At 73.1% G+C, this 11849-nt stretch carries 8 protein-coding genes; 3 read left to right on the plus strand and 5 right to left on the minus strand.

Annotated features, from left to right (window positions below; genetic code table 11):
- Positions 1–9: 9 nt before the first annotated feature.
- From BKE38_RS23850 to BKE38_RS23865, 4 genes are all read right to left on the minus strand, one after another.
- Positions 10–768, minus strand: coding sequence for an HD-GYP domain-containing protein (locus BKE38_RS23850; RefSeq protein WP_076959717.1), 759 nt, complete (start codon positions 766–768; stop codon positions 10–12).
- A gap of 121 nt (positions 769–889) precedes the next feature.
- Entirely contained in the window at positions 890–3745 is a 2856-nt protein-coding gene (locus BKE38_RS23855; RefSeq protein ID WP_076959718.1) for a response regulator, read from the minus strand.
- 19 nt (positions 3746–3764) lie between these two features.
- Positions 3765–4829: a family 8 glycosyl hydrolase gene (locus BKE38_RS23860; RefSeq protein ID WP_076959719.1), complete on the minus strand. Its 1065-nt coding sequence runs from the start codon at positions 4827–4829 to the stop codon at positions 3765–3767.
- Positions 4830–4985: 156 nt separating this feature from the next.
- Positions 4986–6287 carry an O-antigen ligase family protein gene (locus BKE38_RS23865; protein ID WP_076959720.1) on the minus strand — a complete coding sequence of 434 codons (1302 nt, stop codon included), beginning with the start codon at positions 6285–6287 and terminating at the stop codon, positions 4986–4988.
- Positions 6288–6436: 149 nt separating this feature from the next.
- Here BKE38_RS23865 and BKE38_RS23870 point away from each other — a divergent pair, with 149 nt between their 5' ends.
- Entirely contained in the window at positions 6437–6985 is a 549-nt protein-coding gene (locus tag BKE38_RS23870) for a DUF2585 domain-containing protein (protein WP_076959721.1), read from the plus strand.
- A 4-nt stretch (positions 6986–6989) separates the two neighbouring features.
- On the opposite strand, the gene BKE38_RS23875 is transcribed toward BKE38_RS23870, so the two are convergent.
- Positions 6990–7754, minus strand: coding sequence for a class II aldolase/adducin family protein (locus tag BKE38_RS23875; protein ID WP_076959722.1), 765 nt, complete (start codon positions 7752–7754; stop codon positions 6990–6992).
- A 202-nt stretch (positions 7755–7956) separates the two neighbouring features.
- Between BKE38_RS23875 and BKE38_RS23880 the strand changes: the two genes are divergently transcribed.
- Both BKE38_RS23880 and BKE38_RS23885 read left to right on the plus strand, forming a co-directional pair.
- On the plus strand, positions 7957–10149 hold the full coding sequence (locus tag BKE38_RS23880; protein ID WP_076959723.1) for a N,N-dimethylformamidase beta subunit family domain-containing protein: 2193 nt from the start codon (positions 7957–7959) through the stop codon (positions 10147–10149).
- A gap of 92 nt (positions 10150–10241) precedes the next feature.
- Positions 10242–11840, plus strand: a complete 1599-nt coding sequence (locus BKE38_RS23885; RefSeq protein ID WP_076959724.1) for an ABC transporter substrate-binding protein — start codon at positions 10242–10244, stop codon at positions 11838–11840.
- Positions 11841–11849: the final 9 nt, after the last annotated feature.

The raw sequence follows: 11849 nt of genomic DNA on the forward strand, positions 1-11849 counted from the left end.
GCCGCGGCCCTACCAGGGGCAGGGTGGCAGGCGGAGGGCGCGTTCCAGCAGGTGCGAGGGCAGCAGCCCGGCCACCCCGGTGCCCAGCTGGCCCGGTGGCGGAATGGTGTGCTGGCCGGGCGGCAGGTCGAGGCGGAGCTCGGCCTGGAAGGCGGGGCCCAGCCCCTCGACCAGCAGCTGGGCGAAATCGGGGTCGAACTGCGCGCCGGAGCAGACCTCGATCTCGGCCAGGGCAGCGGCGACCGACAGGGTCGGGCGATAGGCGCGGCCGGGCTCGATCATGGCGACAAAGGCGTCTGCGACGCAGACGGCCCGGGCCAGCGGCAGCAGCCGGTCGCCGGGCAGGCCGCTGGGATAGCCGCCGCCCTGCCAGCGCTCGTGATGGTCGCGGGCGGCGGCGACCACCGGCTCGGGGAAGCGCAGCGCGGCCAGGGTCTCGGCGCCGGTGACCGGATGGGCGCGGATGGCGCGCATCTCGCTCTCGGTCAGGCCACGCGGCGCATCCAGCAGCGGCAGCGGCAGGAACAGCTTCCCCAGGTCATGCAGCAGCCCGGCGGAGACCACGAGGGCGGCGTCGCCCATCACCTCGGGCCGGCGCGACCACATGGCCAGCAGCACGGTGGCGACGCGCACCGAATGATCGGCCGTTGCGGGATGGTGACGCCGGATCGCGGCCAGAAGGCGCAGGCTCTGCCGGGGCAGATCCTTGGGCACGCCCTGCTGTGGCAGCGACGCGCGTGCCTCCAGCACGGTGTGGCAAATCTGCATGCCCGCAACGATAGCAGAAACTTGACGGCAATGTCTTGTAGGTAAGTGTCAAGAAAGCCATCTCGCGCAAAAGTTGTGGCGCTCAAGCCTCGCCTTGGAGCAAGGTCGGAGAGCGAGGCGGTCACCCGCCCGGCGTCAGCAGCGCGGCCAGCCGTGCGCCGAGCTCGGCGGTGCCCACCGGCTTGGCCAGCAGCGGCAGAGCGCCGGCCGGCCCGCCCGCCTCGGGCTGCGGGGTGAAGGCGGAGACCAGCAGCACCGGCAGGCCGGGCTGGCGGGCGCGCAGCTCGGCGGCGAGGCGCACGCCGCTGAGCCCGCCGGGCAGCACCACGTCGGTCAGCAGCAGGTCGGGGCGGGTGCCGTCGGCGAGCGTCCCGATGGCCGCGGGCCCGTCGGCGACGGCCGTGACGGCATAGCCCAGCTCGTGCAACTGCCCGGCCATGCGGGCGCGCAACGGCGCCTCGTCCTCGACCAGCAGGACATGGGCGGCGAGCGGCGGGCGGGGTGGCGCGGCCGGCGCCAGCGGCAGCAGCAGGGCCAGGCGCCAGCCGCTGGCGGGGCCGTGCGGCGGCACCGGCTCGGCGCGCAGCAGCCCGCCCTGGCGGCGGGCGAAGCCGGCAACGGCCCCGAGGCCGGCCTCGGAGAGCGGCTCGATCGTCCCCGACAGGGGGCCGGCAGGCGCGGTCCAGCCGGGCGGGCCGCGGCCTTCCAGGCGCAGCGCCAGCACCTGGGCCGGGCGGGCATGGCCAGGGTCGCCCGCGACCGGCAATGGCTGGCGGCTTTCCTCCAGGCTGAGGGCCAGGCGGCCGCCGGGCGGCAGCCGCTCGGCCAGATGCCCCAGCATGCCGAGCAGCGCATCCTCCAGCGCCGCCGCGGCCAGCACCGGCTGCGGCAGCCCCTCTGGCGCCGCCAGGGTCAGGGTGAGATCCGGCCCCGCCAGACGGTGCAGGACCGGCAGGACATCGCGCAGGCGGGCGGCCAGGTCGATCGGCTGCGGCGGCCGCGGATAGGGCCGCGCCATGTCCTGCAGCCGGTTCCATTGCGCCGTCCCGCGCTGCGTGGCGGACAGGATCTGGCGGGCGATGCCGGCCAGCCCCGGGGCGCTGTCGCGCAGCGCGGCGTCCAGCGTCTCGGCCTGGCCGGCGACCTGGGCCAGCAGCCCGCGCACATCGGCGCCGAGCCGTCCTGCCATCCGCCCGGCCAGGGCCAGACGCCGCTGCTGCAGCCGGCGGGAGGGGGATGCCGGGGCTTCGGCCAGCGGGCGCAGGTAGAGCGCCACGCCATCGCCGGCGGGATGGGCGATCAGCCGGAAGCTGCGGTCGAGGCCGGGCAGGGCCGCCTGGAAATCGGCATGCTCGGCGCGGGCGGCGACGCGGTGCAGCCGGGTCAGTGCGCAGCCGGCAGCGAGGTCGGGCAGGCGCTGCCACAGCACCTGGTCCTGCAGCGGCCGCGCCGCATCGCCCAGCAGCCGCCGCGCCGCGCCATTGGCATAGGTGATGCGCCAGTCGAGATCGAGCGCCAGGAAGCCGTCATCGAGCGATTCCAGCACCGCCTCGACCCGGGCGCGGCCGCTCTCGGCCTCTTCCACCGCGGCGCGCAGCGCGGTGATCAGGCCGCGGTTGCGCAGCGCGATCTCGGCCAGCCGCGCCAGCGGCTGCAGGGTGGCGATGTCGTCGGCGCTGAAGCGGCCGGACTCGGGCCCGGCCAGCAGCAGCAGGCCGAGCGGCGCGCCCTCGGCATCCTGCAGCGGCAGGGCCAGCGCCGGCAGCCGGCCACCCGGGGGATCGCCGGGCAGGGCGAGGGGGGCGGCGCCGGTGGCCAGCACCGGCGTCGCGGCCAGGGCCAGCAGCCGGGCGCGCTCGGCCTCGGGCAGGGCGGTGCCGGGGGCGAGGTCCAGCACCGCGCGGCGCGGCATGCCATCCTGCAGCGCCAGGGTGGCAAAGCCGGCGCCGCCGGCCTGCCGCGCCAGCCGGGCGATCCGCTGCAGCATGTCCGGCAGCTCGCCCTGCAGTCCGATCTCGGCGGAGGCCTGGGCCAGCCCCTCCAGCCGCCGGGTCGCGGCGGTCTGGCCGGCCAGGCGGCGGCCGGCCTCGCGCAGCAGCAGCCAGGCGCCGCCGCCGATCGCCAGCAGCGACAGGCCGGTCAGCAGCGCCGCCCAGCGCGCCCGCCGCGCCCAGGGCGCCAGCGCTGCCGATTCGAGCTGCGTCGCCAGCTGGATGGCCGGCAGGCTGGGCAGGGCGGCGGCGACGGCGAAGGCCGGGCCGGCCGGCAGCTCGAGCGCGCCCCGCCAGGGGCTGGGGCCGGCAACGCGGCCAGCCTCGGGCAGGCCGGGCAGCGGCAGGCCCAGCGCCCCGGGCCGCGGCGGCAGGCTGGCCAGCAGCCGGCCCTGGCGGTCGAGCAGCGCCAGCCCGCTGCCGGGCGGCAGGCCGATGCGGGCATAGGTGGCCTCGACCAGGCGCAGCGGCAGCAGGGCGATGCCGACCTGGCCGTCGGGCAGGCGGCGCAGCAGCGGCAGCATCGGCCCCACCGTGCTGCGCAGGGGGGCGGCCATCACCAGCTCCGGCGCCCCCGGCAGGGCCGCGATGGTCGCGGCGAGCGGCGCCAGGTCGGGGGAGGCGAGGTAGCGCGCGGCGGCCGGCGTCAGCAGGCGGAGCTCGCCGTCGGGGCTGGCCAGGGCCAGGCCGGCGCCGGCGGGGCCCGCGCGCTCCCGCCGTTCCATCTCGGCGCGGGCGAGGACCGGGTCGGGCGGCAGCCACTGCAGCCCCTGGACCAGCCGGTCCAGGCTGTCGAGCAGCGTCGCCGCCTGATCGGCCATGGCGGCAGCCCAGGCGCCGGCGGCGTCTTCCGCGGCGCGGGTCGCGTTGCGGTGGTCGAGCCAGACGGTGGCGCCAAGCCCGCCAGCCAGCAGCAGGGCGACGGCGCCGAAGGCGGCCAGGCCGCGGCGGCGCCAGGGATAGGCAGGGGTCGCCGGCAGGCGCATGCGGGGCGGCGATGCCGCCTCAGGCCATTGGCGGCCTTTCGAAGGCGGCCATCCGCGACAGCAGGGTCAGGGCGGCGGCGTAGTAGTGCGGCGCCTGGCGGACCTGCGGCAGCTCCTCGGCGCGGGCGCGCGGCTGGCCGACCAGCTGGGCGATGGCGCGCATGCCGTGATCGGCCGGATAGGGCGAGACGCCGTTGGTGCCGAACTCGGTCCAGGCCGGCATGGCGACCGGGGAGGAATGCCAGAAGCTGAGCGCCGCCTGCGCCGCCGGCTCGTCGCCAAGCCCGGCCCAGGCGAGGTAGAGCGGCACCCGCACGGCGTCGTAGGAGAAGCGCGGCGGCCAGCCCCAGGCGGGCTTCGGCCGCTCGCCCATGGCCACGCGCACCCAGTCGGCCGGCAGGCCCCAGCGGCCGAAGCGGGCCTCGCGCAGCAGGGCGATGCCATGCTGGTGCAGCTCCATCCAGCGGCCTTCCGGCATCAGCGCGGCCATCGCCGGAAAGGCCGGGAAGACATAGTAGGAGGGGTTCACGACGACATAGCCGGAATGCTCGAAGCCATAGGCGGCCGGCAGCAGCACGGCGCGGCCATCGACCTCGCGCACGCAGAGCCGGTGCAGGTCGCGGGCGATGGCGCGGGCATCCTCCAGCAGCTCCGGCCGCTTCCAGCGCTTGGCGGCGCGGTACAGCGCCCAGGCCATGCAGAGGTCGCCGTCGGTGGCGTTGTTCATGTCCTCGACGGGGCGCTGGCGGTTCGGCTTCCAGCTCCAGGCGGAGAGGGTGTCGTAGGGCCGCCGCATGGTCATGCGGGTCCAGTTGTAGACCCGGTCGAAGGTGGCCTCGTCGTCGAAGGCGGTGGCCAGCAGCATGGCCCAGCCCTGGCCCTCGGAATGCGACTGGTCCTTGTTGCCGGTGTCCACGACGCGGCCGGCATCGGTCATGTAGATGCGCTTGAAGTCGGCCCATTCGGCAGGGCCGTCCATGGTCGGCTCCAGCGCCAGCTCGGCATGGCCGGACAGACGCGGCGTCGCGGACAGCACCAGGGCGCTGAAAGCAAGCAGGCTGCGCCGCTTGACCGAGCCAGACATCTGTTGTCCTCGCGTGTGCCCGGGAGCGATTCCCAGGCGCTCTGATAGCAACTCGTTTACCGTTGCATCCTATGCGAGCACAAGGCTTTGTGTAGGCCGCGCGAAAATTGCTGTCCCGCCGTATTTGCAGGGGTTTTCGGCCAAGCTAGCGGCAACCTAAGGTTGTCTCGCGGGTTTCTGAAGGTTTTCCCGCGCTCTGTCCTGCAGGCCGCGGGCCAGCACCAGGGCCAGGCCCAGGCTGCACAACCACCAGCTTTGCCAGGCACCGAAGCTGGCGAGAAAGGTGACGTAGCCGGAGACCAGGCTGCCCAAAACGCCGGCACCCAGCGGCAGCAGGCCGGCCTGCATGGCCAGCAGCATCACCGCCGCCGCCGCCAGCAGGCTGCCCACCGTGCCGAGCTCCAGCCTGAGCTGCAGCGGGCCGTTATGCGGGTGCAGCGGCATCAGCTTCACATGCGGCTGGGCGAACCAGTCGCGCAGGCCGGGGCTGGTGACGCCGAGGGCCGCCAGGCGCGCCGCCTCCGGCCGGTCGTCGCCGCCGGGCAGGGCGCGGGAGGCCTCCATGCCCCAGCCGAGCAGCGGCCTCTCCGCCGCCCGCCCGGCGCCGAAATGCCAGATCACCAGCCGGTGGATGGCCGAGGGCGGCAGCCGTTCGGCGACCGGCGCGACCTTCTGCAGCAGGGCCGGCAGCAGCGGCGGCGTGGCCAGGATGATGGCGGCCAGCGCCAGCCCGACCACGGCGGCCAGCCGCCCGGGCGCCCAGCGCTGCAGCAGCGCCGCCAGCCCGGCCGCGGCCAGGCCCGCCACCACGGCGATCCGCGCGGTGTCGCCGGGGATGGCGAGGAGTAGCGCCCCGCCCGCCAGCGGCAGGCCGATGCGCCAGGCGCGGCTCCAGGGGGTGGCGGCCAGCAGCGGCAGCAGCAGCGCCATGACCGAGGCCGCCGGCTTCAGCCCGAAGGCCAGCTGCGGCGTGGGCTCGGCGATGCCGCGCACCGCCGCGCGGATCATCGAGCCGGAAAGATGGTCGGCCAGGGCGAGGCCGAGGCCGAGGAACAGCCCGGCCGTCAGCGCATAGGGCAGGGGGGCGCGTGCCTCCGGCCCGCTCTGCGCCACGGCGCGCGCGGCGGCGGCGGCCAGCAGCACCAGGCCGGCAAAGGACAGGCCATCCTTCAGGGCGCGGGCCGGCTCCGGCGCCCAGGCGGCCGAGGCGGCGCCCCAGAGCCCGAGCAGCAGCCCGAAGCCCAGCGCCGCCTGGCCGGGGGTGACGCCCGCGCCGTCACGGACCGGCCAGGGCCAGCGGCCGCTCTCGCGCCGGGCCAGCAGCACGGCGGCGACCAGGGCGACCAGCCCGATCGGCGCCATGGCCTTGGATTGCAGCACGGCGACGGCCGGCGCCAGCAGGGCGGCCAGCAGGATCGGCGCGGTCGGCGCCGTCCAGATGATCCGGGGCAGCGGCATCGTCAGGCGGCCACGGCTTGCAGGCCGGCGGCGCGCGGGCTGTAACCGCGGACGGTCGAGGCAGGAGAAAAAGACATGCAGCCGGTCCTGAAGCGATGCGAAGGGGGCGCAGACTACGCGCCCGCGCTCTCTGCCCCAAGCGGCCGGGCATGAGGCGCCCCATCCTGGCGGTGCTGGGCATCGCCGTGGTCATGGCGACGGTCCTGCTGGCCATGGGCCGGGTGCCGATCTGCACCTGCGGCGAGGTGCTGCTCTGGTACGGAAAGGCCGACGGCCCCGGCAATTCCCAGCATATCGCCGACTGGTACACGCCCAGCCACATCATCCACGGGCTGCTGTTCTATGCGGCGCTCGCCTGGCTGCGGCCGGGCTGGTCGGTTGGCGCGCGGATGGTGGTGGCCAGCCTGGTCGAGGCCGCCTGGGAGATCGCCGAGAACACGCCGATGGTGATCGACCGTTACCGCGAGGCGACCCTGGCCGCCGGCTACCAGGGCGACAGCGTGCTGAACTCGCTGGCGGACCTGGGCTGGATGCTGCTGGGCTTCGCCATCGCCGCCCGGCTGCCCTGGAAGGCCAGCCTGGCCTTGGGCGTGTTCTTCGAGCTGCTGGCCCTCTATGCCATCCGCGACAACCTGACGCTGAACGTGCTGATGCTGCTCTGGCCGATCCAGGGCATCCGCGAATGGCAGGCGGGGTAGCGGCCTACTCCTTGTAGGCCGGCTCCTCCCGGTCGAGGATGCGGCGCCAGGCATCCAGATGCAGCCTGGCATCGACCTTGTCGCCCCAGGGGCCGTGATGCTTCCGCCGCAGCCCCTCGGGCAGGCGGTGCAGCGGCTGCCCGGTCTGCAGCGCGGTCAGCTGCACCATCGCCGTGCGTTCCGCAAAATAGCATTCGTCGAAGGCGTCCTCGACCCGCGGGCCGACCACGGTGACGCCATGGCCGCGCATCACCATCACCGTCTTGTCGGCCATCAGCGCCGCGATGCGGTCGCCCTCGGCATTCTGGTGCACCGGCTCGTCGCCCTCATGGTCATAGACGATGCGGTCGTTCAGCAGCAGGTTGTTGTGGTGCGACAGCGCCAGCTCGGTGTCGCGCAGCAGCGACAGCGCGGTCAGCCAGCGCGGATGCACATGGATGACGCAGGCCGCCCCCGGGTTCTGCACATGGATCCGCGCATGGATGTGGAAGGCGACCTTGCGCAGCTCGCCGCTGCCCTGCAGCACGCGGCCGTCCAGGTCGCAGACGATCAGGTCGCTGGCCCGCAGCTCCTGGAACAGATAGCCGCGCGGATTGATCAGGAAGCGCGGCGGCCCCTCGCCCGGCAGCATCAGGCTGTTGTGGTTGCCGATCTGCTCGTTCCAGCCGAGCCGGGCGGCGACGCGGAACACCGCCGCCATGTCGCAGCGCAGCGCCCATTCCCGCTCTTCGGCGGCGCTGCTGCTGAGGTTCTGGATGGCCACGCTCATGTCGAAGGCCTCGCTCTGTGCGGCGACCAGACTGCACGCATGACGCGCCGCTGACCAGTGCGTTCGCGCAGCGACCGGAAAGCCTTTGTTCGAGACAGGGGCTTTCCGAACCCCTCGCGCCGCGCAAGACTGACCGCCCTGCCGTTGATGGAGCTGAGCGCATGCGCATTCCCCCGCACTGCAGCATGGTCCGATCCGCGCGATGACCGCGGCGCCGCGCGAGCTGCCGATCACCGGCTATCTCGACCGCTTCTCCCGCCGGCCAGGTGATTCCTTCAGTGTGCAGGTGAGCGTGCCCTCCGGCGCCCGCTACCGCGCGCGGCTGCTGCGGGTGATCAGCGGCGATCCCAACCCGGCCGGTCCCGGGATCCGCTTCGAGGATCTGTCGGGGACATTCGACGCCGAGTTCCCGGGGCGGCACCAGCCGATCCAGCTCGGCTCCTGCGCCGTCATCCCCTCCGGCCCGCGGCGCGGGCCGGGGCCGGTGACCTGGACGGTGCTGGCCTGGGCCGGCGCGCTGCCCAAGGCGCCGGCGGCGCTGCTCAGCGAGGCGCAGGGCGGCCGCCGCGTCACCCTGGCGCTGGGGCCGCAGGGGGCGGTGGCGCGGCTGGCGCAGGATGGCGCGGTGCGGGAGGTGGCGACCGGCGTGCCGGTGGCGGCGCGCGGCTGGTACCGGCTGTGGCTGTCGCTGGATGCCGAGGCGGGCTGCCTCTGGCTCGGCCAGGTGCCGGTGAACCCGGCCTCGGGCGGCACGGCGGTGCTGCGCGAAGGGCTGCAGGGTTTTCTTCCCGTCTCCGGCGGCGGCGAGTTCCTGCTCGGTGCCGAGCGGGAAGGGGGCGTGCTGGCGCGCCATTTCACCGGCAAGCTGGAAGACCCCGCGATCGTCGCAGGCACGCGCGAGACCTGGCCGCGCCCGCTGGAGAACCCGGCCCAGCCCCTGGCGCTCTGGGATTTCGCCGAGAAGATCGCCAGCCAGACGGTGATCGACACCGGCCCCCAGGCCTGCCACGGCCGGCTGCTGAACGTCCCCACCCGCGCCGTGGTCGGCGCCCGCTGGTCGGGGGAGGAAATGTGCTGGCGCCATGCGCCGCGCGACTATGCCGCCATCCATTTCCACGCCGACGACCTGGGCGATTGCGGCTGGCAATCCGACTTCCTGTTCCGCATCCCCGAGGGGCTGAAGAGCGGCGCCTATGCCCTGCGCCTGACCTGCGCCGGCGGCGAGGATTTCTTGCCGTTCTACGTGCTGCCGCCGCGGGGGGAGAAGCCGCGGGCCAAGGTGGCCTTCCTGGCCTCGACCTTCACCTACCAGGCCTATGCCAATCATTCGCGCGGCAATGCCGATGCTGCCTATCGCGCCCGCGTCGCCGCCTGGGGCGCCTATCCGCACAACCCCGACGATTTCCCAATCTATGGCCGCTCCACCTACAACCGGCATCCGGACAATACCGGCATCGCCTTCTCCTCGCGGCTGCGGCCGATGCTGACCATGCGGCCCGGCTTCCTGACCTTCAACGACGCGCGGGGATCGGGGCTGCGGCACTATCCGGCCGACACGCATCTGCTGGCCTGGCTGGAGGCGCAGGGCATCGACTTCGACGTCGTCACCGACGAGGACCTGCATGACGAAGGCGTCGGCTTGGTTGCGCCCTACAACGTCGTGCTGACCGGCTCGCATCCCGAATACCACACGGCGCAGACGCTGGACGCGCTGGGCGCCTTCACCGCGACGGGCGGCAAGATGGTCTATCTGGGCGGCAACGGCTTCTACTGGCGCATCGCCTGCGTGCCCGAGCTGCCCGGCATGATCGAGCTGCGCCGCGCCGAAGGCGGCATCCGCGCCTGGGCCGCCGAGCCGGGCGAATACTACCACCAGCTCGACGGCGCCTATGGCGGGCTGTGGCGGCGCAACCGTCGGCCGCCCCAGGCCCTGGCGGGCGTCGGTTTCTCGGCGCAGGGGCTGTTCGAGGGCACCTATTACCGCCGCATCGAGGCGGGCCTGACGCCGGAATTCGCCTGGGTCTTCGAGGGCATCACCGAAGAAAAGATCGGCGACTACGGCTTGTCCGGCGGCGGCGCCGCGGGCTTCGAGCTCGACCGCGCCGATGCCGCGCTGGGCTCGCCGCCGGGAACGGTGGTGCTGGCGCGCTCGGTCGAGCCGCCGTCCTCCTTCATCACCGTTCCGGAAGAGCTGCTGTCGCATCTGGCCACCGTGTCCGGCGAGCCGCCGGAGGCGCTGAAGCGCGGCGAGCTCGCCTATTTCGAGACGCCCGGCGGCGGCGCGGTCTTCGCCGTCGGCTCCATCACCTTCTGCGGCAGCCTGTGGCGCGACGACGGCTTCGACGGGCCGGTCAGCCGGCTGCTGCTGAACGTGCTGCGGCGCTTCATGGGCTGACACCATGAAATAGTGTTGACGCCGCAACGCCCTGCTTCGAAGCTGTCCCCGAGGCTTCAAAAGAAACGACGACACAACTGGGGATTCTCGCGATGCAGCGATCCTTGCTGGCGTCCTGTCGCCCTTCGGCCGTCGCGGCCCTGGGCTTGGCCTTGGCGGCGGGCATCGCCGCGACGCCGGCGGCCGCCGCGCCCTTCCAGTGCCCGCAGCGCGGCGGCGACCTGGTCTTCGGCCAGGAAGCCAATGTCAACAGCCTGGACCAGATGACGTCCAGCACCATCTCCACCCGCAACATCGCGATGAACATCTACGAATCGCTGGTGACGCGCGACGAGAACAACCGGCCGATCCTCGAGCTGGCCGAGAAGATGGTCGAATCCGACGACCGTCTGACCTATACCTTCACGCTGCGCAGCGGCGTCACCTTCCACAACGGCAAGGCCCTGACCTCGGCCGATGTCGCCGCCTCCTTCGACCGCTACAAGCGGATCGGGTTGCAGCGCAGCACGCTCGACAATGTCGACCGCTGGGAGACGCCGGACGCCGCCACCTTCGTCATCCGCATGAAGGTGGTGCAGCCGACCTTCATCGAGGCGCTGTCCTCCTTCAGCGTGCCGATCGTCATCATCCCTGCCGAGCACAAGGATGATGCGCCGCAGCAGTTGCGCCCCGTCGGCACCGGCCCCTTCCGCCTGCTGGAGTTCACCCCCGGCGCCCAGGCGCGGCTCGGCCGCTATGACGGCTACAAGCCGAACACCGCCTATGAGCAGGCGACCGGCTTCGGCGGCTACAAGCTGGCCTGCCTCGACACCGTGACCTTCCGCATCGTCACCGAAGCCTCGGCCCGCGTCGCCGGCCTCGAGACCGGCGAGCTGCAGGGCGTCGAGGACGTCCCCACCAAGTCCGTCGCGGCGCTGCGCGGCAATCGCAACGTCACCGTGCTGCCGCTGGAGAACTGGTGGATCCAGATCGCCCTGCCCAACACCGCGACGCCGCCCACCGACAACCTGAACTTCCGCCGCGCGGTGCAGGCGGCGCTGGGCGCCGAGGACATCATGGATGCCGCGACCGACGGCAATTTCCGCCTCAATGTCGGCTTCCAGTTCCCGAACCAGCCGAGCTACACCGATGCCGGCAAGCAGTTCTACAACATCAACGACATCGCCGCCGCCCGGCGCTTCCTGGCGCAGTCGCCCTACAAGGGCGAGCCGATCACCATCCTGACCAACCGCGACTATCCGGCGATGTACAATGCCGCCCTGGTGATGCAGCAGCAGATGAAGGCCGCCGGCATCAACGCGCAGCTGCGCGTGGTGGACTGGCCGACCTCGGTGCAGATGTCGCAGCAGGTCAACAGCAACGAATGGCATTTCTTCCATTCCGGCTGGGGCACGCAGCCGGCGCTGGGGGCGCTTGCCACCATGCAGTTCCTGGCCTCGCCCGGCGCCAACTACCGCCCGCGCGACGACAAGGGCGACCCGGATGTCGAGGCCGCCTGGAACGACATGAACACCAAGCCGACGGAAGCCGAGCGCAACGCCGCCTTCGCCCGCATGCAGCAGCTGGTGATGGAGCGGGCGCTGGCCTATCCCTTCGGCTCGCTGACCAAGGTGCAGGCGACGCGGGCCAATGTGAAAGGCTTCCGCCCGTTCCGCATCCCGCGCTTCGCCAATGTCTGGATGGAACGGTGAGGGGGTGGC

Source organism: Teichococcus deserti (assembly GCF_001982615.1).
GTDB lineage: Bacteria > Pseudomonadota > Alphaproteobacteria > Acetobacterales > Acetobacteraceae > Pseudoroseomonas > Pseudoroseomonas deserti.